The following is a 26,574-nucleotide window of genomic DNA, read 5'->3' as shown; positions in this document are numbered from 1 at the left end:
CTTTCGCAGGTCAGCGATCGAATTGGGGCAAGGCGATCTTGGCGACCTGCTCCACGATCGGATCCACTGACAAGGGATGGGCTTCGTTCGAATGATCTTCGGGGTTGCCGATGTTCTGCCAGACCCCGCCCTTGTAGATCTCCAGCGCCGAAAAGCGCGCCTTGTAATCCATCTTGCGGCTGCCCGGCACCCAGTATCCCAGGTAGATATAGGGCAGCTTGGCCGCCCGTGCGATCTCGATATGGTCCAGGATCAGGTATGTCCCCAGGCTCGCCGGTTGCAAAAGCGGGTGATAAAAGCTGTAAACTAGGCTGAGGCCGTCATCCAGCACGTCGGTCAGGCAGACGGCGGCCAGGAAATCGTCGCCGGGCGCCAGCCGTTCGGGCCGGTCGGCGTTGCAGCGGTATTCGATCACGCGGGTCTTGACCGGCGTTTCCTCGATCATGGCGGCGAATTCGAAGATATCCATGTCCGCCATCCCGCCATCGGCATGGCGGCTGTCCAAGTAACGACGGAACAATTCGAACTGTTCTTCGGTAGCCCAGGCGCTGGTGGCCAACCGCCGCAGACCGCCATTGCGCCGCATCAACCGCCGCTGCGTGCGCGAGGGCTGGAAATCCGCCACCCGGATGCGCGCCGACATACAGGCCACGCAGCTTTCGCAACTGGGCCGATACAGCACGTTCTGCGACCGCCGGAAGCCCTGGCGCGACAGCGCGTTGTTCAGGTCAGACGCGTTGTCGCCATGCAGCGCGGTGAACAGCTTGCGTTCTGCCCGGCCATGCAGATAAGGGCATGGCTGCGGGGCCGTCACATAGAATTGCGGCGCATGGGGCAGGGTGTGACGCATCAGCGCAGGCCCTTACGGCGGATTGTCGTTCCAGAACTGATCATGCGCCAAAAAGGATCCGTATGCCCGTGTGTTGTTTGCGCGAAAGCCTAACAATGATTGCGTCACCCGCCAAGCCGGGAAAGGGTTAAAGCTTGAACTGTTCCCAGACCGCTTCCGGCTGCCGGAGCCGTTGACGGGGCAGGGGCTTTGGCTAGTCTGCCGCGCATGGATTTCGCAGCCCGCATCGCCCGCCACCCGATCCCCGCCGATCCCGACCGGGCACGCCATGCGCTTGCGCTGTTCCCGACGCTTGATCCATCGCTTTCGGCCCTGATTGCGGGGGCCGCGGGATGCAGCCCCTATCTGGCGGGGCTTTTCCAGAAGGAAGCCGACTGGCTGCTTGGCGCGCTTGACCATGACGATGTGGTGGCGCGGGAAACCGCCGGCTTCGACGACCTTGGGACCGACGAACTGGCCGTGGCCCTGCGCCGGGCCAAGCGGCGGGTCGCGCTTCATACCGCATTGGCCGACCTGGGCGGGGTATGGCCGCTGGAACAGGTGACGGGGGCGCTGTCCGATCTTGCCGATCGCGCCGTTGATCTGGCCCTGCGCGCCCAAGTGGCCCAGGAACGCCGCCGGGGAAAGCTGCCTGACGCCGACGCGGATGCAGGCGGCGTTTTCGCCCTGGCGATGGGCAAGGGCGGCGCACGGGAACTGAACTACAGTTCCGATATCGACCTGATCGTGCTGTTCGACGATGCCGCCTATGCGGATGGCGACCAGCAGGACGCGCGTGCCGCGCTGATCCGCGCCACGCGCAAGATGGCCCTGATGCTGTCGGACGTGACGGAACACGGCTATGTCTTTCGCACCGACCTGCGGCTGCGGCCCGATGCGGCGGTCACGCCGGTCTGCATCTCGGCCGCTGCCGCGCTGGCCTATTACGAGGCCGAGGGGCGCACCTGGGAACGCGCGGCGTTCATCAAGGCACGCGCGGCGGCAGGTGACATCGCGGCGGGCGAACGCTTTCTGCGCGAGTTGCGCCCCTTTGTCTGGCGCAAGCACCTGGATTTCGCAGCCATCCAGGACGCGCACGACATGCGGCTGCGCATCCGCGACCACAAGGGCCTGGGCGGGCGGCTGGAGATTCCCGGCCACAACATGAAGCTGGGCCGGGGCGGGATCCGGGAAATCGAGTTTTTCACCCAGACCCGCCAGTTGATCGCGGGGGGGCGCGACCCCGGCCTGCGGTGCCGGGACACGGCAGGCGGTCTGGGGGCGCTGGCCGCCAAGGGCTGGATCCCCGCCGATGTGGCCCGCGACCTGACGGATCATTACCGCCAGCACCGCGACATCGAACATCGCATCCAGATGGTCAACGACGCCCAAACCCACATCCTGCCGCGCGACCCGGGCGGGTTGGCCGTGATTGCCGCCATGATGGGCGAGGGGGATACCGATGCCTGGTCAGCCCGGCTCCGCACGCGGCTGGATCATGTGCACAAGCTGACCGAAAGCTTCTTTGCGCCAGGCGAGGCGGTGCCTCGTCCCTCGATTTCGGCTGAGTCGCAGGCCATCATCGACCGCTGGCAAACCTATCCGGCGCTGCGTTCGGCCCGCGCGCAGCAGATTTTCCGGCGGGTCGAACCGGAACTGCTGTCGCGCATGGCCCGCACCGGCCACCCGGCCGAGGCCTTGCAGCGGTTCGACGGCTTTCTGTCCGCCCTGCCTGCCGGGGTGCAGATCTTTTCCTTGTTCGAGGCCAATCCTCAGCTGATCGACCTGCTGGTCGATATCTGCGGCAGCGCGCCGGGCCTTGCCGCCTATCTGACGCGGCATTCTGCGGTGCTGGATGCAGTCCTGGGGGGCAGCTTCTTTTCCCCCTGGCCCGGCGCCACCGGCCTGCGCGCGGATTTGGACCGGGTCTTGCAAGCGGCGCTGAACGGTCCGGGGGGCGGATACGAGGCCGCCTTGGACACGGCCCGACGCTGGGCGCATGAATGGCATTTCCGCGTGGGTGTCCATCACCTGCGGGGCCTGATCGACGCGGACGAGGCTGCGGGCCAATATGGCGACATTGCCGATGGCTGCATTGGGGCATTGTTTCCCGTCACCGCCGCCGATTTCGCCCGCAAGCATGGCGCCCCGCCGGGCCGGGGGGCGGTGGTGCTGGGCATGGGGTCGCTGGGCGCACGCACCCTGAACGCCTTGTCCGATCTGGACTTGATCGTGATCTATGACGCCGATGGCACTGACGCCTCGGACGGACCGCGTCCCCTGGCCGCGCGTCCTTATTACGCGCGGCTGACGCAGGCGATGATCACGGCAGCCTCGGCCCCCACGGCCGAGGGGCGGATATACGAGGTGGATATGCGCCTTCGTCCCTCGGGGCGGCAGGGGCCGGTCGCGACCGCAATCGAAAGCTTTCGGAATTACCAGCTCTCCGAGGCCTGGACATGGGAACACCTGGCCCTGACCCGCGCCCGTGTCGTGGCAATGGCGGGCGCGGGTGCCGAGGGGCTGGCCCATGATGTCGAGGCGTTGCGCCTGGACGTCTTGCGCCAGCGGGGCCGCGATCCGCGCGTGATGCCCGATCTGGCGGATATGCGCGAACGCATCTTCGCCGCCCGCCCCCTGGATGGCGTGTGGGAGGCGAAGGTGGGACCAGGCCGCTTGCAGGACATCGATCTTTTGGCGCAATCCCTGGCGCTGCGGTCTGGCGATCCGGCGCGCAACACCTTGGCGCAACTGCGCGCAGGACGGCGGGCCGGGCTGATCGCGGCGGCTGATGCGGACCGGCTGGCGTCGATATGGCGGTTCCTGTGGAGGCTTCACGCCTCCGGGCGGCTGTTGACGGCAAAGCCGCTGGACATGGACGAAATCGGCCAGGGCGGACAGGAGTTCCTGCTGCGGGAAAGCGGCGTGGCCAGCGTGGACGGCCTGGCCCGGCAACTGCGCGATGACTGCGCCGAGGCTGCCTGTCTGATCGACGCCGCCTTGCCGGTCGAGGCTGGCTGACAGGCGGGCCAGCCGCCCCGCCGGATCAGGCGGTTTTCCGCACGGGCGCAGCCTGGGGCGCGGCAAGGTCCAGGGGGGCTGCGGGCGCGCCAGGTCTTTTCGCAGGGACAGGATCGCCGATCTGCCCCAACAGGGGGATGGACACCGTGGCCTGGGGGATCGTCACCTCCGCATCCGCCGCGTCGTAGATGCCATGGGCAGTCTTGTCCCAGTAAAAAGGCTTTACCACGACCTCATAGATTGCCTTCCAGCCGGCGAGGCAGCCTAGCGGGAAATACAGGTGCAAAGAGGGCACCCAGTACATCAGATGCCGGTGCTTGTCGCCACGCACGGCCCATATGCCCACCCCGATGGACAGCAGTTCGGATACTACGAATGTGCCGAACAGCGCCGGGATCGCGTAACCGCCCCAAATCCCCGCCAGCGGTTCGCGCAACGGATGTGGCAAGCCAAGGCTCAACAGCCAGAAGCTCCACAGGATGGGCGCCAGCAGGTATTGCGACAGGCTGCCCAGGAACTGGATCTGAAAGCCTAGGAAGCGCCGGGGGCCAAGTTCCCGCCATAGGGCGCGCGGGTCGCGCATATGGACGCCCCAAGTCATCGCATAGCCCTTGAGCCAGCGGGACCGCTGCTTGATCCAGGGCAGGGCGCGGCAATTGGCCTCTTCGTCGGTGGTGGTGTCGATGATCTCGGTCCGCCAGCCGCGGCGGGCCAGGCGCACGCCCAGGTCGGCGTCCTCAGTCACGTTCCAGGCGTCCCAGGCGCCCACCTGTTCCAATGCGTCGCGACGAAAGAACAGCGTGGTGCCGCCCAGGGGGACGACCAGGCCAAGGCGGGCGACGCCGGGCAGGATCACCCGGAACCAGGCCGCGTATTCGATGGTGAAACAGCGCGCCAGCCAGTTGGTGCGCGGGTTATAGTAATCGAGCGCGCCTTGCAGGCAGGCCACGTCGGCGGGCGCAAAATGAAAGCGCCGCGCGACGGTGTGCAACTGGTCGGGATCGGGCCGATCCTCGGCATCCCAGACGCCGATGATCGCGCCCCGGCAGAAGTTCAGGGCGTAATTCAGCGCGCGCGGCTTGGTCTGGATGGGGCCGTTCGGCACTTCGACCACGCGGATCCAACCGGGCAGGCGGGCGCCCTTCAGGGCATTCTGCGTCACATGGTCGCTGGCCTCGATCACCAGCAGGATGTCGGTCAGTTCGCGCGGATAGTCCAGGCGCGACAGGCGGCCCACCAGCTTGCCCGCGACATCGCTTTCGCGAAACAGCGGCACCATGACCGAGATCACGGGCAGCGGGCCGGTCATTTCCTGTCGCGCGACGCGGCCTTGGGCCAAGTCATCGGAATGGGACCGTTCCTCGGCCCGGATTCGGCGGGTGGCGACAAGCGCCGCCAGCTTCAGCCCGCTTTGCGCCACCAGCGATAGCGTGGCCCACAGGGTCAGCACCGACAAGACCGCCACCGGCACCAGCCAAAGCCCAAGCGCCAGCGCGGCCATGGCACCAAGCGCGACGCGGCCGGTCCGCGCCTCGTTCCGGGATCGGCAGCTTTCGGCGGCCGGCACGCGCATTTCCGCCTTGCGGATCATGGCAATGCGGCGCGAGGCGAGGATCGCGGCCTGGATCTGGTCTTCGGAACACAACAGCATCCGCACCTGACCGAAGCTTTCGGGCAGCCCGGGGACAAGATCCGCGAAAGCTTCGGGGCGGGCGGTGGCGATCCAGGTGACGCCGCCGATGCACCGCCAGGGCAGGATGGCATGGCCCAGGCAGAATTCGGCTCCAAGGGCGTCGATCAGCCGCGGATCGCCGGGTGTCTTTGCCGGATCCAAGGCGGTGGTGCGCCATTGGCGGCACAGGGCGCGCAGCAAGGCCTCGGGCGTGACCCAGCCTTGCGACAGAAGGATCTGGCCCAGGCGGCTGCTTTGCCGCCCGCGCATCACGCTGGCCTTCAGCAGGTTGCCGGGATCGACCGCACCGTCCTCCAGCAGGATCTGGCCCAACGGCAACTGGTTGCGCGGCGCCATCGTCGGCTGCGCGGGCGCAGCTGGAAAGGGACGGGCAACAATTTGCGGACTGACCATGGACGATTCCCTTGTGGATCGCCCATGACTGGCACGAAAGCGGTTAAGAAGCGGTTAAGCCCCCCGGCGCGCGCGCATCGCATCCGTGAACCGCTGGAACAGATACAGGCTGTCCTGCGGGCCGGGCGCGGCCTCGGGGTGGTACTGGACTGAAAACACCGGCTTGTCCTGAACGCGGATGCCGCAATTGCTGCCGTCGAACAGGCTGACATGGGTTTCGATCACGCCCACCGGCAGGGACTGGCTGTCCACCGCGAAGCCGTGGTTCATCGACGTGATCTCGACCTTGCCGGTTTCCGTGTCGCGAACGGGATGGTTCGCACCGTGGTGGCCATGGCTCATCTTCACCGTCTTGGCGCCCAGGGCCAAGGCCAGCATCTGGTGGCCCAGGCAGATGCCGAAGATCGGCAAGTCGCGGCCCAGAAGGGTCTGAATCATGGGCACGGCATATTCGCCGGTCGCCGCCGGATCGCCGGGACCGTTCGACAGGAACACGCCCTCGGGTTCATGGGCCATGACCTCCTCGGCCGTGGCGGTGGCGGGCAGCACGGTCACGTCGGCGCCATAGGCCACCAGGGACCGCAGGATGTTGCGCTTTGCGCCGTAATCAAGCGCCACGACCTTAAAGGGCTTCTGTTCGGGCGAGGTTCCGAAGCCCTTGCCCCATTCCCATGCACCCTGATCCCAGCGATAGCTTTGCCGACAGGTCACGTCGCGGGCCAGATCCAGGCCCAGAAGACCGGCCCAGTCGCGGGCCTTGGCAACCATTGCGGCGATGTCGAAATTGCTGTCCGGGTCATGGGCCAGCACCACATGAGGCGCGCCCTGCTGGCGAATCGCGCGGGTCAGGCGGCGGGTGTCGACCCCACCCATGCCGATACGGCCGCGCCGGGCCATCCAGCCGGGCAGGTCGCCCGCCGCGCGCCAGTTCGACGGATCGGTCGGATCCCAGCGGACGACGATGCCGCTGGCGACCGGGTCGGGGGCCTCGTCGTCTTCCGGCGTGATGCCGGTGTTGCCGATATGGGGAAAGGTGAAGGTGACGACCTGGCTGGCATAGGACGGATCGGTCATGATCTCCTGATAGCCGGTCATCGCGGTGTTGAAGACCAGTTCCGCCACGACCTGGCCGGGTGCACCGAAGCCCTGGCCGTAAAAGACGGTTCCGTCGGCAAGCGCAAGGCAGGCGGTCGGTTTGTTGGCCATGGCAAGCACCCCTTGTGTGAAATCTGCCGGTGAATAGGGGGCGGAGCGGGCAAGGTCAAGAACAACGCCGTCTTGCTTTGACACGGGCATTACCCTAGATCGCAGGCTTTCGTGCCCGAAGGAAGCGACATGGATCTGCGAGCCACCCTGCAAGCCGCCACCAAGGATGCCATGAAGGCCAAGGACAGCGCACGCCTGTCCACGCTGCGCCTGATCGGTGCCGCCATCAAGGACCGAGAGATTGCGGCCCGCGGAGGCGACGGCGACGGCACGCTGGGCGATCATGACCTGATTGCCATCTTGTCGAAGATGGTCAAGCAGCGCCAGGAATCCGCCCGGGCCTATGAGGAAGGGGGCCGTCTGGAACTGGCCCAGAAGGAAGAAGCCGAGATCGGCGTCATCCAGGAATTCCTGCCCCGACAATTGTCCGATGCGGAAACCGCCACCGCCATCGACGGGGCCATCGCCGCCCTTGGGGCGACCGGCATCCGCGACATGGGCCGTGTCATGGCCGAACTGCGCGACCGTCATGCAGGGCAGATGGATTTCGGGGCAGTCGGACCGATGGTCAAGGCACGCCTGCTGAACTGAACCGCCCATGGGCGCCAGGACGGGCAGGAGGCCACAGCCATGCCCGCCAAATCAAAAGCCCCCAGCAGGAGGCAGGCGCCGCCTTGTCCGCCAGGCGCGGCGATGCGCAGGTCCAGGATTTGACTAGCGCCTCGAAGGATATGTCCGATGCATGAGCGAGCGAGCCGGAGGACGTTGCGGGGTCCAAGCATAAAGACCGCTGATCAGCGCAGGCTGGCCAGCCGCCGCGACAGGTCGTCATGCAGGTGGCGGCGTTCCTGGGGGGTCAGGAAGGCGCCCAGTTCGATTTCCCGCTGCCCGTCGGTCAGTGTCAGATAGGACTCGACCGGTCCGCGCCGCAGGTTCGCGCGCAGCCAATAGCTGTTGGTGGTCCATTCCCGCAGTCCCCCGCCCGGATCGTGGCGGATGACCTGCGCCATGCGGCGGTCCAGCAACAATTCCTCGGTCATCTCGCCTTGGGCATAGCTGCGCTGGATCGCATACCACAGCCCGCCGATCACCAGCAGGGCAAAGGGCAGCAGGCCCCACAAGACAGCGGTTCCCAGCATTGCCACCACGGGCAGGGCCATGAACGCCGCCGTCACGCCAATAAACCAGACAAAGCCCTTTCGCGGCAAGGACTGGTAAGGCCAAAGCCGCAGCCGATATGACAAGGCCCCGGATTGATCCGGGGCCGTATCTTGCCATTCATAAGGCATCAGTGGGCGTGGCTGTGGTCCCAATCCTCGCGCTTGGGCAGTTGCTCGAACGTGTGTTCGGGCGGGGGCGAGGACAGGGTCCATTCCAGCGTATCGGCATGCTCGTTCCAGTAGTTGTTCTGGGTCACGCGCTTGCCTGCGAACAGAGTATAGAAGACGACGCCGATGAAGAACAGGAAGGACGCGAAGGACAGATAGGCGCCCAGCGAGCTGATATAGTTCCAATAGGCGAATTCGACCGGATAGTCGATATAGCGGCGCGGCATCCCCTGGCGGCCGAGGAAGTGCTGCGGGAAGAAGGTCAGGTTGGACCCGATGAACATCATCCAGAAGTGCAGCTTGCCTGCCCATTCGGGATACTGGCGGCCTGACATCTTGCCGATCCAGTAATAGATGCCTGCGAACAGCGCAAAGACCGCGCCCAGCGACATCACATAGTGGAAGTGCGCCACGACATAGTAGGTGTCGTGATAAACCCGGTCCAGCGGCGCCTGCGACAGCACCACGCCGGTCACGCCGCCCACGGTGAACAGGAACAGGAAGCCGAAGGCCCAGAGCATTGGCGTCTTGAACTCGATCGAGCCGCCCCACATGGTCGCGATCCACGAGAAGACCTTGATGCCCGTGGGCACGGCGATCGTCATGGTGGCCAGCATGAAATAGGACTGCTGGGTCAGCGACATCCCCACGGTGTACATATGGTGCGCCCAGACCACGAAGCCCAGCACCCCGATCGCGGCCATGGCCAACACCATCGGCAGATAGCCGAAGATCGGCTTCTTGGCGAAGGTGGCGATGACGTGGCTGATGATGCCGAAGCCCGGCAGGATGATGATGTAGACTTCGGGGTGGCCGAAGAACCACAGGATGTGCTGGTACAGGATCGGGTCGCCGCCGCCAGCCGGGTTGAAGAAGTTGGTGCCGAAGTTGCGGTCCATCAGCAGCATGGTGATGGCGCCGGCCAGAACCGGCAGGGCCAGCAGGATCAGCCAGGCGGTGATGAAGACCGACCAGGCGAACAGCGGCACCTTGAACAGCGTCATGCCGGGCGCGCGCATGTTCAGGAAGGTGGTGATGATGTTGATCGCGCCCAGGATCGAGGACGCGCCCGAGACGTGAACCGCGAAGATCGCCAGATCCATCGAATACCCGGCCTCGGTCGTGGACAGCGGCGGATACAGAACCCAGCCCACGCCCGAACCCATTTGGTCCGATCCGCCCGGCGACAGCAGGGACGCCACGCCAAGCGCGACGCCCGCCACATACATCCAGTAGGACAGGTTGTTCAGCCGCGGAAAGCTCATGTCCGGGGCGCCGATGTGCAGCGGCATGAAGTAGTTGCCAAAGCCGCCGAACAGCGCGGGAATCACCACGAAGAACATCATCAGGACGCCGTGATAGGTGATCATCACGTTCCAGAGATGGCCGTTCGGGGTGCATTCGGCAGTTGCATCGGCAATGAAGCGCGCGCCTTCCAGGCACATGAACTGCACGCCGGGATTTTGCAGTTCCATCCGCATGTAGACCGTAAAGCTGACTGCGATCAGCCCCACGATTCCTGCGGTGAACAGGTAAAGAACACCGATGTCCTTGTGATTGGTGGACATGAACCAGCGGGTAAAGAACCCGCGTGTGTCGTGATGGTCGTCGTGGCCATGAACGGCTGCGTCTGCCATACCCGAACTCCCTCAGATATCATGATCCGGTCCGGCAGACCGGCAATTCCCTTTGGGTGTGTTCTAGACCAGCCGTGCCGACCCGGCAATGCCCTAAGGTTGCCGGAACGACAGCTTTTGGTGGCAAATGGCCGCAGGAAAGGTTCAGCGATAAACCAGAACCGGGATCTTGGAATGCGTCAGGATCCGGGTGGCCTGGCTGCCCATCACGACCGCGGCCATCCCGCGCCGCCCATGGGACGCCATGGCGATCAGGTCGCAGCCTTCCTCCAGGGCGGTGTCGATGATCGCCTGATAGGGGTTGTCGTGCCATTTGTGATGGGTTTCGACCGGAACGCCCGCAGCCGCAGCCTTGTCCCGCGCGGCCGCCAGGATCCTGTCCGCATAGGCTGCCGCGTCGATGTCATAGCTGGCCCGCGTGCTTTCGACCTGCATCGCGTCGGCGCTGAGGATATGGAACGGCTCGGTCACGGTGACGATCGTCACGGCCGCGCCCACGCTGGCGGCCAGGGCCAACCCCTTGTCAACGGCCTGGGTTGCCAGTTCGGACCCGTCGGTCGGGATCAGGATATGCTTGAACACGTTGTTCCTCCTCTCGCGGCGCCGCGCCACAGCGGCACGGGCCTGGTTGCGCAACGGACGCTGCCACAGGGAGGGCGGGGAAAGTATGATTTAAATCAAACGGGCCGACCCAAGGGATCGGCCCGGCACGAGTTCCAGAAAGGCTGCGCTATTGCGCCGCAGGCGACGCACTTGCCAGATAGGCCGCGATGTCGGCTTGGTTCTTGTTCAGCTTGAAGGTCATCTTCGTGCGGGCCGAACTGTCCCCGGTCTTTTCCTGGACATATTTGTTGGGGTCGGTGACATAGGCCGCCAAATCCTCGACCGTCCAGACTTCACCCGCATCCTTCAGCGCGACCAGCGCCTCGGAATACTTGTAGCCTTCCTGGGCCGCTGCCGGACGCCCGACGATCCCGTAAAGGTTCGGTCCGGTGGCGCCGCCCTTCACGATATCCTCGCCCTCGGGCGACTGGATCATGTGACAAGCCTTGCACTTGCGGAATTCTTTTTCGCCGACCGTGGCATCGCCGGCATCCTGGGCCAGGGCGGGCATGGCTAGGGTCGCACCCAACAGGGCGCCGATGATCGCAAATCTCATTCTGTTCCTCGCTATTCCAAAGAAATTGGAAGTCCCAACCAACTCACTTAAGCCAGATCGGTTCAATTGCCACCCGTCAGAAGGTCGCATCCGGTTTGCAGGCGGTCAGCCGAAGACCGTATCGAAATTCCGGCGCAGCGCCAGATCCATATCGGCCAGGCCGACGGGCAGGCCCAGATCGACCAGGCTGGTCACGCCATGCCCGCTGATCCCGCAGGGAACGATTCCCGAATAATGGCTCAGGTCCGGTTCCACATTGATCGCGATGCCGTGAAAGCTGACCCAGCGGCGCAGCTTGACCCCGATGGCCGCGATCTTGTCGTCGCGCGGGCTGCCATCGGGCAGGGGGGGCTTGTCCGGGCGCGGCACCCAGACGCCCACGCGCCCGTCGCGGATCACGCCCGTGACGCCGAAATCCGACAAGGCGGCGATCATCCAGGCCTCTAGCCGGGCGACAAAGGCGCGCACGTCGCGCCCGCGCCGGTTCAGGTCCAGCATCACATAGACGATGCGCTGTCCCGGCCCGTGATAGGTGTATTGCCCGCCCCGTCCGGCGACATGAACCGGAAAGCGCGCGTCCAGCAGGTCGCCGTCCCGCGCGCTGGTCCCTGCCGTATAAAGCGGCGGATGTTCGACCAGCCAGATCAACTCCTCTGCCTGGCCTTCGTGAATCGCGGCGACCCGCGCTTCCATGAAGGCGACCGCGTCGTCGTAATTCGTCAGGCCCTGCGCCGTGATCCATTCCACCATGCGGCCGGTCTGGCCCGGCACGCGCCCGGCGTCAAGCCGAGCCGTCAGAATCCCCCTTTTCAATCCTTCCCGCCTCGGCTATCACCCGCCGCACTGCCCGGATGCGGTCGTGGCGGAATTGGTAGACGCGCAGCGTTGAGGTCGCTGTTCCTTAACCGGAGTGGAAGTTCGAGTCTTCTCGACCGCACCATCCTTCCTTGAATCCATCCAGGAAAACCGGGCTTTCGCCCGTTTTGAACGAGGGATGCGATGAAGATTGCCGTTGTCGGCTTGGGCTATGTCGGTTTGTCGAATGCGGTTCTGCTGGCGCAGCATTCGACGGTGGTGGCCCTGGATATCGACGAAAGCCGTGTGGCCGCCGTCGAGGCCCGCAAAAGCCCCATCGAGGACGCCGAGATCACCCGCTTCTTCGCGGAACGCGAGCTGGACCTGTCCGCCACCACTAATCCGCAGCAAGCCTTGGCGGGCGCGGATTTCGTGATCGTCGCCACGCCCACGAATTACGACGCCCGGACAAACAGCTTCGACACCTCATCGGTCGAGGCGGTGATTGCCCTGGCCCGCAAGCACGCCCCCGCCACCCCGATCATCGTCAAGTCCACGGTTCCGGTCGGCTTCACCAACCGGATGCGGGCGGAAACCGGGTTCCAGGGCATCATCTTCTCGCCCGAGTTCCTGCGCGAAGGGCTGGCGCTGCACGACAACCTTCATCCCAGCCGGATCGTCGTGGGCGACCAGAGCGAGGCAGGGCGGCGGTTTGCGGCGCTTCTGGCGCAAGGCGCGCTGGACCGGGACGTGCCGCTGCTGCTCACCAACTCGACCGAGGCGGAGGCGATCAAGCTGTTCGCCAACACCTTCCTGGCGATGCGCGTGGCTTATTTCAACGAACTGGACAGCTATGCCCTGACCAACGGCCTGGATCCGCGTGCCATCATCGAAGGGGTGGGTTTGGATCCACGCGTGGGGGATTACTACAACAACCCGTCCTTCGGCTATGGCGGATACTGCCTGCCCAAGGATACCAAGCAGTTGCTGGCGAATTATTCGGCCGTGCCGCAGAACCTGATCGCGGCAATCGTCGATTCGAACCGCACCCGCAAGGATTTCATTGCCGACCAGATTATTGCCCGGAATCCGGAAACGGTCGGCATCTATCGCCTGGTGATGAAGGAAGGGTCGGACAATTTCCGCGACAGCGCGATCCAGGGGATCATGAAGCGGATCAAGGCCAAGGGCATCGCCTGCATCGTCTATGAACCCGTCCTGCAGGACGATCACTTCTTTCATTCCCCGGTTGAACGCGATCTGGCGGCATTCAAGGCGAAATCGGACCTGATCATCGCAAACCGCCGCCACGACGATCTGGCCGATGTCGCGGACAAGCTGTTCACCCGCGATCTTTTGCAACGCGACATATGACGCCAGCCGCCCGCATCTCTGCCGCGATCGGGGTTCTGGACCAGGTTCTTGCGGGCCAGCCTGCGGAACAGGCGCTGCTGCGGTGGTCGCGGGCCAGCCGGTTCGCGGGATCGGGGGACCGGGCGGCGGTGCGCGACCTGGTGTTCGACGCCCTGCGCTGCCGCGACAGCCATGCGGCGCTTGGCGGAGAATTGACCGGGCGGGGATTGATGATCGGCGGGTTGCGCGCGGCAGGACGGGACCCGGCCGAGTTCTTTACGGGCCAAGGCCATGCACCCGCGTCCCTGCGTCCCGAAGACCAGCCGAGCGATGCGCAAGATGCCACGGATATCCCTGGCTGGATCCGTCCGCTTTGGGACGAATCCCTGGACGATCAGGCCGATGCCATTGCCGACAGAATGCGCCACCGCGCACCCGTCTGGCTGCGGGTCAACCCGCTCAAGGCCGATGCCGATCAGGCAATCGGCGCGCTTGCCCGGGACGGGATCCTGGCGGAGCCTGATTCGCGCCTGCCTACCGCCCTGCGGGTCACGGCCAATGAACGGCGCCTGTCGCAAAGCGGTGCTTATCGCGACGGTCTGGTAGAACTTCAGGATCTGTCCCCGCAACTGGCCTGTGCCGCCTTGCCGGTTGCGGCAGGAATGCGGGTGCTGGATTACTGTGCGGGCGGCGGCGGCAAGACGCTGGCCATCGCGGGGCGGGCGCCTGGGCTGACCCTGGTGGCCCATGACGCCGACTCGGCCCGGATGCGGGATCTGCCGCAACGGGCGGAACGGGCAGGGGCCAAGGTCTTCATCGAGACTGCCCCGAAGGGCAGCTTCGATCTGGTCATTGTCGATGTGCCCTGTTCCGGTTCAGGAACCTGGCGGCGCACCCCCGATTCGAAATGGCGCCTGACCCTGGCGGGACTGCGCGATCTGGTTGCGGTCCAGGCCGGGATCCTGCGTCAGGTGGCGCCCCTTGTCAGGCCGGGCGGGCATCTGGCCTATATGACCTGTTCGCTTCTGGATTCTGAAAACGGCGCGCAGGTTGCCGGCTTCCTGCAACAGGATCCGGCCTTTCGCGAGGTTTCGCGACAGGTGTGGACGCCCCTGGATGCCAGCGACGGCTTTTTCCTTTCGCTGATGGGACGGGTGTGAAACGGGCGGGCGCCATTAACGCTATGTTAAGCGGTTTGGCGGTATCGAACATCCTGAAGGCTTGGAAGGGGGCTAGACGGATGACATTCGGGGAAACGCAATCCGCCGTCTCTCGCAATGCGGCCGTGGCGCTTCCGTTGCTGATGCTGCCGGTGGTGGTCGCGGCCGTGGCTGCCCTGATCCTGCCGCAAAGCGGCTATGGACTGGCGGCGCTTGTCATCGGCACCATCGCAGTCGCCTGGTATATCCTGGGGGGCGTGATCTCTCTGGGCTATGTGCTGGACCGGCTGGCGGCGCGGCGTGCCCTGGCGGCCATCCGGAACGAGGTGGCCGAGGCCGCCGATCCGATCTGGATCTGCGACGCCGACGGCCAGGTGATGATGCAGAACGACGCATCGCGCACGGGCTTTGGCGACATCGCCGGGCAGAACATCCTGCGGCTTGTGTCGCAATTGCGCGCCGATGCCCTGGACGACATGGGCGGCTTGGTGCGCAGGGCAGGCTATGTCGGTTGCGCCGACCTGGCGCTTGCCTCGGGCGATATGCTGACCCTCAGCCGGGCCGAGGATGCGCCCTTGCAGGTCTGGTCCTACCACCGGCGCGGCGCTGAAGCCGCCGTCCCCCTGGCCGAGGAGGAGACCGAGACCCCCGACGACTTCGAGGCGATCCCGGTGGCCCTGCTGCGCATCGCGCCCAACGGCTATATCCGCCGCGCGAATGCGGCGGCGCGGCGACTGCTGGGGGCGAGCCTGCCCCTGGGGACCGATCCCGTTCACATCGGCAGCATCCTGGACGGCCCGGGCCGTCTGGCGGGGGAATGGATCGCCGAAACCCACGCCGCGCGGCGCAGCGACGGCCGGGCCGAGGTGTTGCGCCTGCGCTCGCCCGACGACGCGGCCAAGGAACAGCATTTCCAGGTCACGCTGGCCATGGATCCGGTCGAGCAGCCCGGCCTTATCGCCGTCCTGAACGATGCAAGCGCCTTGAAGACGCTGGAAGCGCAGTTCGTGCAAAGCCAGAAGATGCAGGCCATCGGCCAGTTGGCGGGCGGCGTCGCGCATGACTTCAACAACCTGCTGACCGCCATCCGGGGCCATTGCGACCTTCTGATGCTGCGTCATGACAAGGGCGACCCCGATTACGCGGATCTGGACCAGATCGGCCAGAACGCCAACCGCGCGGCGTCCCTGGTGGGCCAGCTTCTGGCCTTTTCGCGCCGCCAGCAGTTGCAGCTTGAAACGCTGGATACGCGCGACGTGCTGGCGGAACTGACCCATCTGCTGAACCGCCTGGTGGGCGAAAAGATCACCCTGGCCATCAGCCACGATTCCGCCCTGCGCCCGATCCGGGCCGACAAGAGACAATTGGAACAGGTCATCATGAACCTTGTCGTGAATGCCCGCGACGCCATGCCTGCGGGCGGCAATATCGAGATCAGGACAGATGTCCTGGCGATCAACGGAGATCTGGCCCGCGACAAGGTATCCTTGCCGAAAGGCGATTACCTGCGCATCCGCGTCACCGACGAAGGCTGCGGCATCGACCCGGCGCTTCGCGACAAGATCTTCGAGCCGTTCTTCACCACCAAGCGCGTGGGCGAGGGAACGGGACTTGGCCTCTCCACCGCCTATGGCATCGTCAAGCAAACCGGCGGCTATATCTTTTGCGACAGCGAACTGGGCAAGGGCACCTGCTTTTCGCTTTATTTCCCCGCCCAGGCGGGAATGCAGCAGATCGCGCGCCCCGCGCCCGCCCCTGTTGCGATGCCCCAGCCCGTGCAGCGCGCCAGCGTTCTTCTGGTGGAGGACGAGGCCCCGGTTCGTGCCTTTGCCGCCCGCGCCCTGCGCTTGAAGGGATACGAGGTCCACGAAGCCGCCAATGCCGAGGATGCCTTGGCCATGCTGAACGGCGGATTGCCGGTTGATATCTTCGTCACCGATGTGGTCATGCCGGGGATGGACGGACCAAGCTGGGTGCGGGCCGCCTTGCAGGACCGGCCCGGAACCAGGGTTGTCTTCATGTCCGGCTATACCGAGGACATTTTCGGCGAAGGCCATGACCCGATCCCGAACGCGGCCTTTTTGTCAAAACCCTTTACCTTGAACGAGTTGATCCAGATCGTCGCCCGGCAGATGCAAGCCCCGCCACCGAGGCTGGATGCATGATGCCGAAATATGCAATCCGACCCGAAAAAACGGGTTTCCGGCAACGGATGACGCTTGAAAAACGTTTGGGAGATACGCATCTATGACCAGGAACAAGAAGTGAACATGAACCCCCATGGTCGGCAGATTGCTGTGTCGGCCTGGCTGTGAAATAACGGTAAGGACCATATGGCACAGGCGAGCATTTTCGACATGAACGACAAGCGCAGCGCGGACAAGCAGAAGGCGCTCGACAGCGCCCTGGCCCAGATCGAACGGCAGTTCGGCAAGGGCTCGATCATGAAGCTGGGCAAGGACAACCCGGTGGCCGAGATCGAGGCGACCTCGACAGGCTCACTGGGGCTGGACATCGCGCTTGGCATCGGCGGTCTGCCCAAGGGTCGCATCATCGAAATATTTGGCCCGGAAAGCTCGGGCAAGACCACGCTGACGCTCCATGTCGTGGCCGAGGAACAGAAGAAGGGCGGCGTCTGTGCCTTTGTTGACGCGGAACACGCGCTTGACCCGCTGTATGCCCGCAAGCTGGGCGTGAACCTGGATGATCTGCTGATCAGCCAGCCCGATACCGGCGAACAGGCGTTGGAGATCGTGGATACGCTGGTGCGGTCCGGTGCGGTCAGCCTGGTGGTGGTCGATTCGGTCGCGGCGCTGACGCCCAAGTCCGAAATCGAGGGCGACATGGGCGATATGCAGATGGGCAGCCAGGCCCGCCTGATGAGCCAGGCGATGCGCAAGCTGACCGCCAGCATCGGCCGGTCGAACTGCATGGTGATCTTCATCAACCAGATCCGCATGAAGATCGGCGTGATGTTCGGCAACCCGGAAACCACGACCGGCGGCAATGCGCTGAAGTTCTATGCCTCGGTTCGCCTCGACATCCGCCGCACCGGCGCCGTCAAGGACCGGGACGAGGTGATCGGCAACGCGACCCGCGTCAAGGTCGTCAAGAACAAGGTCGCGCCGCCCTTCCGGCAGGTGGAATTCGACATCATGTATGGCGAAGGCATCAGCAAGGTTGGGGAACTGATCGACCTGGGCGTCAAGGCCGGCGTGGTCGAGAAGTCGGGCGCCTGGTATTCCTATGGCGACGAACGCATCGGCCAGGGCCGCGAGAACGCCAAGCAGTTCCTGCGCGACAACCCTGAAAAGGCCACCGCGATCGAGGACAAGATCCGCGCCAGCCACGGCCTTGAATTCGCCGTCGCAGGCAACGAAGACGACAGCCTGACCGAGGAGTGATCGGCAGGCGCCGGCAAGACGGGACGCGCGGGCAGTATTGTCCGCGCGTTTTTCTTTGTCCCGGTCCTTGCCGGGCGCGTCAGGCCCTGCGGCGATTGCTGGACAGGGCGGCCTGCCGGTTATAGACCATTCGCCAGCCCGGCGTGTCCGACCCGCCACCAGATTGCGAAGGCCCCCATGCCCACATTGAATGACATCCGATCCACGTTCCTCGGCTTTTTCGAACGCAACGGCCACCGCGTGATCGACTCCTCACCCCTGGTGCCGCGCAACGATCCGACGCTGATGTTCACCAACTCGGGCATGGTGCAGTTCAAGAACCTGTTCACCGGGGTGGAAACCCGCGATTACAAGCGTGCGACCACGGCCCAGAAATGCGTCCGCGCGGGCGGCAAGCACAACGACCTGGACAATGTGGGCTATACCGCCCGTCACCATACCTTCTTCGAGATGCTGGGCAATTTCAGCTTTGGCGATTATTTCAAGGAACAGGCGATCCCCTATGCCTGGGAATTGCTGACCAAGGATTTCGGCATCCCCAAGGACAAGCTGCTGGTCACCGTCTATCACACCGATGACGAGGCCGCGGACATCTGGAAGAAGGTCGCGGGCCTGACCGACGACCGGATCATCCGCATCCCCACCAGCGACAATTTCTGGCAAATGGGTCCGACCGGCCCCTGCGGTCCCTGCACCGAGATCTTCTTCGACCACGGCGACCATATCTGGGGCGGCCCCCCGGGTTCGGCGGATGAGGACGGCGACCGCTTCATCGAGATCTGGAACCTGGTCTTTATGCAGAACGAGCAGTTCGAGGACGGCTCGATGCGCGCGCTGGACATGCAGTCGATCGACACCGGCATGGGGCTTGAACGGATCGGCGCGCTGCTGCAGGGCAAGCACGACAACTATGACACCGACCTGATGCGCAGCCTGATCGAGGCATCGGCCCATGCCACCAGCAACGACCCCGACGGGCCGGGCAAGGTCCATCATCGGGTGATCGCCGACCACCTTCGGTCCACCAGCTTCCTGATCGCCGACGGGGTGATGCCTTCGAACGAAGGGCGCGGTTACGTTCTGCGTCGGATCATGCGGCGGGCGATGCGGCACGCGCATATGCTGGGCGCGCAGGATCCGGTGATGCACAAGCTGGTGCCCGCCCTGGTCCGTCAGATGGGCACGGCTTACCCGGAACTGACCCGGGCGCAGGCCTTGATCGAGGAAACCCTGCGCAGCGAGGAAGCCCGCTTCCGCCAAACGCTGGATCGCGGGCTGCGGCTGCTGGACGACGAACTGGCCCGCCTGCCCGAAGGGGCGAACCTGCCCGGAGAGGCGGCCTTCAAGCTGTATGATACCTATGGCTTCCCGCTGGACCTGACCCAGGACGCGCTGCGCGAGCAGGGGCGGGCGGTCGATACCGCAGGTTTCGACACCGCCATGGCCGAGCAAAAGGCCAAGGCCCGCGCGGCATGGTCCGGCTCGGGCGAAGCCAAGGACGCCGCGATCTGGTTCGAGCTGGCTGAAAAGCACGGCGCGACCGAATTCCTGGGCTATGACACCGAGGAGGCCGAGGGCCAGATCCTTGCCGTCGTGGTTGATGGTGCCGGCAGGGGCGAGGCGACCGAAGGGCAGTCCGTGTCGATCGTCGTGAACCAGTCGCCCTTCTATGCCGAAAGCGGCGGGCAAGTGGGCGATACCGGGCTGATCAAGACGGAAACCGGCGCGGCCCGCGTGACGGATACGAAAAAGGTCGCGGGCGTCTTCCTGCACGTGGCCGAGGTGACGCTGGGCACGATCAGTCGCGGACAAGGCGCCATGCTATCCGTGGATCACGACCGCCGCAGCGCCATCCGGGCCAACCATTCGGCCACCCATCTGCTGCACGAGGCGCTGCGCCGCGCGCTTGGCGATCATGTCGCCCAACGCGGCAGCCTGAACGCGCCGGACCGGCTGCGCTTCGACTTCAGCCACAACAGCGCCGTATCCCCCGAGGATCTGGCGCGGGTCGAGGCCGAGGTGAACGAGTTCATCCGCCAGAACAGCGCGGTCGAAACTCGGATCATGACCCCCGACGATGCCCGCGCCCTGGGTGCGCAGGCATTGTTCGGCGAAAAATACGGGGACGAGGTTCGGGTCGTGTCGATGGGCAGTCTTGCCGACAGCGGCAAGGGCGCGGACGGCGTCACCTATTCGCTGGAACTGTGCGGCGGCACCCATGTCGCGCGAACGGGCGATATCGGTGCCATGGCCTTGCTGGGCGACAGCGCATCCAGCGCGGGCGTGCGCCGGATCGAGGCGCTGACCGGGCAGGCGGCCTTGGCGCATCTGCGCGCCTCTGACAGCCAGTTGTCTGAAATTGCCGGCCTGCTCAAGGCGCAGGCGGGCGATGTCGTCAACCGCGTCAAGGCGCTGGCAGACGAACGCAAGGCGCTTGCCAACGAGGTCGCGCAACTGAAGCGCCAGCTTGCCATGGGTGGCGGGCAGGCGCAGGCAGCCAAGGATATCGGTGGCGTCAAGTTCATCGGCCGCCGGGTCGAGGGCGTGGGCGGCAAGGAACTGGGCGCCCTGGTTGACGAGATGAAGTCGCAACTGGGCAGCGGCGCGGTTCTGGTGCTGGCAGAGGCTGATGGCAAGGCCACGGTCGCGGCGGGCGTGACTGCTGATCTGGTGGACCGCATCAGCGCGGTGACGCTGGTGCAAACCGCGACGGCGGCCCTTGGCGGCAAGGGCGGCGGCGGGCGTCCCGACCGCGCGCAGGGCGGTGCGCCCAGTCTGGCCGCTGCCGATGACGCCATCGCCCAGGTCGAGAAACTGCTGGAGGAAACGGCATGACTGCCCTTTGGATTGCCCATGTGACCGTCACAGATCCTGAAGCCTATGCGAAATATGCCCAGGCGGCGGGTCCAGCCATCGCCGCCCATGGCGGGGTTTTCCTGGCGCGCGGCGGGCGTTACCAGCAGATGGAAGGGCATGATCGTCCGCGCAACGTGGTCGCGCGCTTTCCCAGCTTTGACGACGCCGTTGCCTGCTATAACAGCAGCGCATATCAGGCGGCGCTGGCCCATGCCAAAGCCGCGTCCGAACGCGACCTTGTGATCGTCGAGGAAACGCCGCCGCCGGCGAAATAGGCTATTTTCTTCATCCTTTCGTGCTATCCATGACGGAAATAAGACACGAAGGGACAGGATATGTGCCGTTGGGCCGCCTATGTGGGCCAACCGATCTTTCTTGAAGACATCGTCAGCCTGCCGGATCATTCGCTGATCCGGCAAAGTCAGGGCGCGCGCCGCTGCCTGACGCCGGTCAATGCGGATGGTTTCGGCCTGGCCTGGTATGGCGAACGGCCCGAGCCGGGGCTCTACCGCGACGTGATGCCCGCCTGGTCGGATCCGAACCTGCACAGCCTGGTGGCGCAGGTCCGGTCGGGGCTGTTCATGGCCCATGTCCGCGCATCCACCGGAACGGCGACCAGCCGCAACAACTGCCATCCTTTTGTGTCGGGCCGCTGGTCCTTCATGCATAACGGGCAATTCGGCGGCTATGACGCGTTCCGCCGCGATGCCGATGTGATGATCCCCGACGATCTTTATCCCCATCGCAAGGGCGCCACCGACAGCGAGGCGCTGTTCCTGATCGCCTTGGGCGAGGGGCTGGACAGTGATCCCAAGGGTGCCATGGAACGCGCGGTGGCCCGGCTGACCGATCTGTCGATGCGGCGCGGCACGGCCCCCTTTGTGCGGGCGGCCTGCGCCTTTTCCGATGGCCGGCGGCTTTATGCGATCCGCCATGCCAGCGACGACCACGCGCCCAGCCTGTTCCACCGCTGGTCCCTGACCCGCAACGGACGCGCGGTGGTGTCCGAGCCGCTGGAAACGGACGAGAACGACTGGACCGAGGTGCCGCCGGGCAGTTTCTGCATCTTTGACGGGGACAGCGTGACGGTTCAGCCTTTTCTGCCGCACCTGCAGTCCCGCGCCGCCTGACCCCTCAGGCCTGCGACGGCGCGTGGCGCGGGGCAGGGGGCGTCGCCTCGGCCGATTCAGGACCAGCCCCGGTGCCGGCGGAGTGATCGCTGGGCTGCGGGGCTGCGGCTTGCGGCAGGACCGGCACGGGTTCCGGCGCACGCACCGGAGAGGCGGCGGCGGCATATTCCGGCTGCGGCTGCCGGACAGGCAGCGCCGCTGCCGCAGGGGCCGGGGCATTGCGGCGGAAGACCAGCAGGTTGTGATATACTGTGCTGCGCCCGGTCAGCCCGCTGCGTTCCTCGGACGGCAGCACGTCCGCGCGGACATATTCCCAGCCGTCCTGCGCCATCCGGTTCAGTTCAGCCGTCAGAGCGACCGAATAACGGTCCGTGGGCGTTTTCGCGTCCTTGGCCTTTTCACCACGCGAAGGGGCGGGAATGACGCGGTATTCGAAATGGCTCAAGGCGCTGTTCCTTTGATGCGGGCGACGGATGGGCCGTCACATTCCCAGTTTGCGGGCGACAAGGTCGTTCACGGCGGCGGGGTTGGCCTTGCCGCCGGTGGCCTTGAGCACCTGGCCCACGAACCAGCCGGCAAGCTTGGGATTGGCGCGGGCCTTTTCGACCTGGGCGGGGTTGGCCGCGATGATGTCGTCCACGGCTTTTTCAATGGCGCCTAAGTCGGTTACCTGGCGCATCCCGCGCGATTCAACGATCTGGGCGGGGTCGCCGCCTACATCAGCCAGAATATCGAAGACATCTTTCGCAATCTTGCCGCTGATCTGATTCTCTAACACCATGCTCACGATTACATTGTTTGCTTGCGGCTGGAGCGCTGAAATGTGGAGTGAAAGATTGTTTTCTGAATGAAGAAGGCGCTTGTCAGGACCGACAGCTAACACCGACTTGTCGATCCCAGCCTTGTTCATACGTCCTAAAATCTCGTTGATAACCCAGTTAGCAGCTTTTTTAGGTTCAACAATCTTGCCCCCAGGCCCATCCAGCATTGCCTCGAAGTAGTCTGCTGTTTCCACCTCGGCCGTCAGAACGCCCGCGTCGTATTCCGACAGGCCCATCTCGCGGACGAAGCGGGCCTTCTTTTCATCCGGCAGTTCCGGCATCGCGCTTGCGATACCGTCCACCCAAGCCTGCTCGATTTCCAGAGGCAGCAGGTCGGGGTCGGGGAAATAGCGATAGTCATGCGCTTCCTCCTTGGACCGCATTGACCGGGTTTCGCCCTTGTCGGGGTCATAAAGGCGGGTTTCCTGCACGACCGTGCCGCCATCCTCGATGAGGGCGATCTGGCGGCGGGCCTCGTATTCGATGGCGGCCTGGATGAAGCGCAGCGAGTTCATGTTCTTGATCTCGCAGCGCGTGCCCAGGTGGCTGAAATCCTGGGTTTCCTGGTAACGCTCATAGGCGCCGGGGGGGCAGACCGACACGTTCACGTCGGCGCGCAGGTTGCCGTTCTGCATATTGCCGTCGCAGGTGCCCAGATAGCGCATGATCTGGCGCAGCTTCGCGACATAGGCCGCCGCTTCCTCAGGCCCGCGAATGTCGGGACGCGACACGATTTCCATCAGGGCCACGCCCGTGCGGTTCAGGTCCACGAAGGACATGGTGGGGTCCATGTCGTGGATCGACTTGCCCGCGTCCTGTTCCAGGTGGATGCGTTCGATGCGCACGCGGCGGGCGATGCCCGGTCCCATGTCCACGATCACCTCTCCCTCGCCCACGATGGGGTGGTAAAGCTGGCTGATCTGATAGCCTTGGGGCAGGTCGGGATAGAAATAGTTCTTGCGGTCGAAGGCGCTGCGCAGGTTGATTGCGGCCTTCAGCCCCAGCCCGGTGCGCACGGCCTGAGCTACGCAGAATTCGTTGATGACCGGCAGCATCCCCGGCATGGCCGCATCGACGAAAGCCACGTTGCTGTTGGGTTCGGACCCGAATGCGGTCGAGGCGCCGGAAAACAGCTTGGCCTTGGAGGCGACCTGGGCATGGACCTCCAGCCCGATGACCAGTTCCCAGTCGCCCCTTGCCCCCGCGATGGTCTTGGGTCGGGGCGCGGTGAAGGAAAGATGGTCAAGCATCGGGAACCTCGGATAGGCGGACGGGTTTTCGGTGGTGCGGGTCTTTTAGGTCAGTGCGCGGGTGATGTCACGGGGGCGGCGGGCGCAAATCGTTCGCGCATCCGAGGCAGGCGAATCGCTGGGCTGACAGAAAAGCGGCTTTGAATCGTTAATGCCGGGGCATGAATTGGGCCTGTCGGCGGAATTCCGACCATGGGGATTCCGCCCTTTGGCGTGATGCCGCCTATGTTTTTGCTGCATTCTTGCAGAATTTCCCAGTCGGGCTATGGGGATAGGCGACGAAACAATCCCACGAGGATCTGATGCGCGCTGCGCTTGTGCCCCTTGCCGCCCTGGCGTTTCTGGCCGCGTGCCAGTCAACCCTGTCCCCGCAATCCGAAAGCAAGGCCGCAGCCGAGGCGCAGCAGATGCAGCTGGCCAGCAAGCCGCCGATGCGTTGGGGTCAGGCAGCCGGATCGGACCAATGGACACAGGCAACGCTGTCGGCGCTGGATCGGGAAGGGGTCACGATCCTGTCGCGCGTTCCGGGCGATATCAACGCCTTCTGCCCAAATTACGCCGAACTGAACACCACCGGGCGCAAGGCCTTTTGGGCCGGGCTGCTGTCGGCAGTGGCCAAGCATGAAAGCACCTATAATCCGCAGGCCAGCGGCGGCGGCGGCAAGTGGCTGGGCTTGATGCAGATCGCGCCGGCGACCTGGCGGAATTACGATTGCAACGGCAACATCAAGAACGGTGGCGACAACATGTCCTGCGCGGTCAAGATCATGTCGCGGCAGGTGGCGCGGGACAATGCCGTTGCCCATGACGGCAGCGGCTGGCGCGGTATCGCGCGGGACTGGGCACCCTTGCGCAACGCCACCAAGCGCGCGGATATCGCCGCCTGGACCAGCAGCCAAAGCTATTGCCAGCCAAAAGCCTAAGGGGCTTTGCCCATCGGTCCTTCGGACCTCACCCCAGGATATTTGGATGAAGAAGAAGGCGGGATCCGTGTCCCGCCTTTTCGCTTATCGCAACGCGGCAATGATGCGCGCCCAGGATCGCGCGCCCTTGGCAAAGCTGCGGATGTCGTATTTCTCGTTCGGGGAATGGATGCGGTCGTCGTCGCGGGCAAATCCGATCAGCATCGAATCCATGCCCAGGATCGTCTTGAAATCCCCCGCGATCGGTATCGACCCGCCACTGCCGATAAAGGCCGCGGCCTGCCCCCATTCCTCGCCCAGGGCTTGCCGCGCCGCAGCGAAGGCGGGGTCCGAAGTATCCATGACGGAGGCCGGGCTGGCGCCGTGTTCGTGGAACTCCACGCTGCAATCGGGCGGGAGGAAGCCCTGCACATGGTCGCGAAAGGCCGCGCGCACCTTTGCCGGATCCTGTTGCCCGGTCAGGCGAAAGCTGACCTTGGCGCGCGCCTGGGCCGGAAGCACGGTCTTGAAGCCGTCGCCGGTATAGCCGCCGGTGATGCCGTTGATTTCCGCCGTGGGACGGTTCCAGGCCATTTCCACCGGCATCCGGCCCTGTTCGCCGACGGGATGGGACAGGCCCACCCGGCCCAGCATGGCGCCTGCGTCGAAACCCAACGATTCCCAGTCGCGGCGCAAGTCATCCGAAAGGTCTTCGACCCCGTCGTAGAAGCCGGGCAGGGTGACACGGCCATCGGCATCCTTCAGCGCCGCAAGCGCCTGCGCAAGGACCATGATCGGATTGGCCGCCAGTCCGCCGAACAGGCCGGAATGCAGGTCGCGATCCGCGGCACGGATGATGACTTCCTCGCCCACCAGGCCGCGCAGTTGCGTGACAATGGCGGGGCGCGCGCCCCCGAACAGTTCGGTGTCGCAGATAATCGCGAGCGATGCGCGTAATTCATCGGCATTGTCGCGCAGGAAGGGTCGCAGGGAAGGTGAGCCGGATTCCTCCTCGCCCTCGAACAGCAGGACGAGGTCGGAGGGCAGGGCGCCATGGACCTCGCGCCAGGCCCGGAACGCCTCGACAAAGGTCATCAGCTGGCCCTTGTCGTCGGATGCCCCGCGCGCCCGGATCACCTTGCCGTCCGGCGTATCCTCGATCTGCGGGTCGAATGGCGGGCGGTCCCACAGCGACAGCGGATCGACCGGCTGCACGTCGTAATGGCCATAGAACAGCAGGGGCCGCGCCTCGCCGGGTTGCGACCGGGCCACCACCATGGGATGCCCGGCCGTGTGGCGGACCGATGCCTGAAAGCCGATCCCCGCCAGTTCGTCACGCAGCCATTCTGCCGCCCTGCGCACATCCCCTGCATGGGCCGGATCGGTCGAGATCGAGGGGATGCTCAGAAAGGCTGCAAGCCGGTCGACAGCGGCATCAAGCCCTTGGTCGAGCCTATGCAGAACGGCGTCCAATGTGGTATCCTGTGACATCCTGTCCTCTGTTTTCCGAGTCGTTTTATAAGCATTCCAGATGGTCTTTTGGTCGACCTGCGACAATTTTAACCTGTCATTCGCGCCCTTTGACATATATCAACGTCACACCGCGCGCGATCTGACAATGATTGCCCCAGCCAGCT

22 protein-coding genes and 1 tRNA gene are annotated in these 26,574 nt (G+C 64.8%); 12 read left to right on the top strand and 11 right to left on the bottom strand.

The genetic code is table 11. The features are described from left to right. Positions 1–10: 10 nt before the first annotated feature. Positions 11–850 (bottom strand): arginyltransferase, encoded by an 840-nt coding sequence (locus Q5701_RS09930; protein ID WP_306755065.1) that lies wholly within the window; start codon positions 848–850, stop codon positions 11–13. Positions 851–1,057: 207 nt separating this feature from the next. On the opposite strand from Q5701_RS09930, the gene Q5701_RS09925 reads away from it, so the two are divergent. Then, a complete protein-coding gene (locus Q5701_RS09925; RefSeq protein WP_306755064.1) occupies positions 1,058–3,850 on the top strand; it encodes a [protein-PII] uridylyltransferase family protein in 2,793 nt (930 codons plus the stop codon). 25 nt (positions 3,851–3,875) lie between these two features. Here Q5701_RS09925 and Q5701_RS09920 read toward each other — a convergent pair whose 3' ends face one another. Together Q5701_RS09920 and carA are read right to left on the bottom strand one after the other, a co-directional pair. Further along, on the bottom strand, positions 3,876–5,936 hold the full coding sequence (locus Q5701_RS09920; protein WP_306755063.1) for a glycosyltransferase: 2,061 nt from the start codon (positions 5,934–5,936) through the stop codon (positions 3,876–3,878). A gap of 54 nt (positions 5,937–5,990) precedes the next feature. Further along, positions 5,991–7,142 (bottom strand): glutamine-hydrolyzing carbamoyl-phosphate synthase small subunit, encoded by a 1,152-nt coding sequence (gene carA / locus Q5701_RS09915; RefSeq protein WP_306755062.1) that lies wholly within the window; start codon positions 7,140–7,142, stop codon positions 5,991–5,993. Positions 7,143–7,271: 129 nt separating this feature from the next. Here carA and Q5701_RS09910 point away from each other — a divergent pair, with 129 nt between their 5' ends. Both Q5701_RS09910 and Q5701_RS09905 read left to right on the top strand, forming a co-directional pair. Then, positions 7,272–7,733, top strand: a complete 462-nt coding sequence (locus Q5701_RS09910; RefSeq protein ID WP_306755061.1) for a GatB/YqeY domain-containing protein — start codon at positions 7,272–7,274, stop codon at positions 7,731–7,733. Positions 7,734–7,816: 83 nt separating this feature from the next. Beyond that, complete coding sequence (locus Q5701_RS09905; RefSeq protein ID WP_306755387.1) at positions 7,817–7,888, top strand: hypothetical protein; 72 nt, start codon at positions 7,817–7,819, stop codon at positions 7,886–7,888. A gap of 48 nt (positions 7,889–7,936) precedes the next feature. Here the strand turns inward: Q5701_RS09905 and Q5701_RS09900 are convergent, their stop codons facing one another. From Q5701_RS09900 to lipB, 5 genes are all read right to left on the bottom strand, one after another. Continuing rightward, on the bottom strand, positions 7,937–8,386 hold the full coding sequence (locus Q5701_RS09900) for a DUF2244 domain-containing protein (protein ID WP_373568637.1): 450 nt from the start codon (positions 8,384–8,386) through the stop codon (positions 7,937–7,939). Positions 8,387–8,430: 44 nt separating this feature from the next. Continuing rightward, the gene (gene ctaD / locus Q5701_RS09895) at positions 8,431–10,107 is read right to left on the bottom strand and encodes a cytochrome c oxidase subunit I (RefSeq protein WP_306755059.1); all 1,677 of its coding nucleotides are present in this window, start codon (positions 10,105–10,107) and stop codon (positions 8,431–8,433) included. Positions 10,108–10,251: 144 nt separating this feature from the next. Then, the gene (locus tag Q5701_RS09890; RefSeq protein WP_306755058.1) at positions 10,252–10,689 is read right to left on the bottom strand and encodes a universal stress protein; all 438 of its coding nucleotides are present in this window, start codon (positions 10,687–10,689) and stop codon (positions 10,252–10,254) included. Between the two features lie 148 nt (positions 10,690–10,837). Further along, the gene (locus Q5701_RS09885) at positions 10,838–11,266 is read right to left on the bottom strand and encodes a c-type cytochrome (RefSeq protein ID WP_234853763.1); all 429 of its coding nucleotides are present in this window, start codon (positions 11,264–11,266) and stop codon (positions 10,838–10,840) included. A gap of 105 nt (positions 11,267–11,371) precedes the next feature. Beyond that, positions 11,372–12,016: a lipoyl(octanoyl) transferase LipB gene (gene lipB, locus Q5701_RS09880; RefSeq protein WP_306755386.1), complete on the bottom strand. Its 645-nt coding sequence runs from the start codon at positions 12,014–12,016 to the stop codon at positions 11,372–11,374. Between the two features lie 103 nt (positions 12,017–12,119). Between lipB and Q5701_RS09875 the strand changes: the two genes are divergently transcribed. The 8 genes from Q5701_RS09875 (at position 12,120) to Q5701_RS09840 (ending at position 21,964) form a co-directional block, all read left to right on the top strand. Continuing rightward, positions 12,120–12,206, top strand: a tRNA-Leu gene (locus Q5701_RS09875). A gap of 59 nt (positions 12,207–12,265) precedes the next feature. Continuing rightward, complete coding sequence (locus Q5701_RS09870; protein ID WP_306755057.1) at positions 12,266–13,435, top strand: nucleotide sugar dehydrogenase; 1,170 nt, start codon at positions 12,266–12,268, stop codon at positions 13,433–13,435. Further along, positions 13,432–14,574 (top strand): RsmB/NOP family class I SAM-dependent RNA methyltransferase, encoded by a 1,143-nt coding sequence (locus Q5701_RS09865; RefSeq protein WP_306755056.1) that lies wholly within the window; start codon positions 13,432–13,434, stop codon positions 14,572–14,574. The genes Q5701_RS09870 and Q5701_RS09865 overlap by 4 nt, the downstream gene beginning before the upstream one ends. Before the next feature lie 80 nt (positions 14,575–14,654). Beyond that, positions 14,655–16,739, top strand: coding sequence for a hybrid sensor histidine kinase/response regulator (locus tag Q5701_RS09860; protein WP_306755055.1), 2,085 nt, complete (start codon positions 14,655–14,657; stop codon positions 16,737–16,739). A gap of 168 nt (positions 16,740–16,907) precedes the next feature. Continuing rightward, positions 16,908–17,978, top strand: a complete 1,071-nt coding sequence (gene recA, locus Q5701_RS09855; RefSeq protein ID WP_306755054.1) for a recombinase RecA — start codon at positions 16,908–16,910, stop codon at positions 17,976–17,978. Between the two features lie 177 nt (positions 17,979–18,155). Continuing rightward, positions 18,156–20,813 (top strand): alanine--tRNA ligase, encoded by a 2,658-nt coding sequence (alaS, locus tag Q5701_RS09850; protein ID WP_306755053.1) that lies wholly within the window; start codon positions 18,156–18,158, stop codon positions 20,811–20,813. Then, complete coding sequence (locus Q5701_RS09845; protein WP_306755052.1) at positions 20,810–21,109, top strand: DUF1330 domain-containing protein; 300 nt, start codon at positions 20,810–20,812, stop codon at positions 21,107–21,109. The genes alaS and Q5701_RS09845 overlap by 4 nt, the downstream gene beginning before the upstream one ends. A gap of 60 nt (positions 21,110–21,169) precedes the next feature. After that, entirely contained in the window at positions 21,170–21,964 is a 795-nt protein-coding gene (locus Q5701_RS09840; protein WP_306755051.1) for a class II glutamine amidotransferase, read from the top strand. 4 nt (positions 21,965–21,968) lie between these two features. Here the strand turns inward: Q5701_RS09840 and Q5701_RS09835 are convergent, their stop codons facing one another. Beyond that, positions 21,969–22,409 carry a DUF4177 domain-containing protein gene (locus tag Q5701_RS09835; protein WP_234853754.1) on the bottom strand — a complete coding sequence of 147 codons (441 nt, stop codon included), beginning with the start codon at positions 22,407–22,409 and terminating at the stop codon, positions 21,969–21,971. Positions 22,410–22,445: 36 nt separating this feature from the next. Beyond that, positions 22,446–24,035 (bottom strand): Asp-tRNA(Asn)/Glu-tRNA(Gln) amidotransferase subunit GatB, encoded by a 1,590-nt coding sequence (gene gatB, locus Q5701_RS09830; RefSeq protein ID WP_306755050.1) that lies wholly within the window; start codon positions 24,033–24,035, stop codon positions 22,446–22,448. Positions 24,036–24,337: 302 nt separating this feature from the next. Between gatB and Q5701_RS09825 the strand changes: the two genes are divergently transcribed. Continuing rightward, positions 24,338–24,958, top strand: a complete 621-nt coding sequence (locus tag Q5701_RS09825) for a transglycosylase SLT domain-containing protein (RefSeq protein WP_306755049.1) — start codon at positions 24,338–24,340, stop codon at positions 24,956–24,958. 84 nt (positions 24,959–25,042) lie between these two features. Here Q5701_RS09825 and Q5701_RS09820 read toward each other — a convergent pair whose 3' ends face one another. Continuing rightward, positions 25,043–26,428 carry a M20/M25/M40 family metallo-hydrolase gene (locus tag Q5701_RS09820; RefSeq protein WP_306755048.1) on the bottom strand — a complete coding sequence of 462 codons (1,386 nt, stop codon included), beginning with the start codon at positions 26,426–26,428 and terminating at the stop codon, positions 25,043–25,045. Positions 26,429–26,574: the final 146 nt, after the last annotated feature.

This window comes from Paracoccus actinidiae (genome assembly GCF_030863885.1).
Taxonomy (GTDB): Bacteria; Pseudomonadota; Alphaproteobacteria; order Rhodobacterales; family Rhodobacteraceae; genus Paracoccus; species Paracoccus everestensis.
Note: the sequence above shows the minus strand (reverse complement) of the source record. Positions and strands in the feature narration are given on the sequence as shown.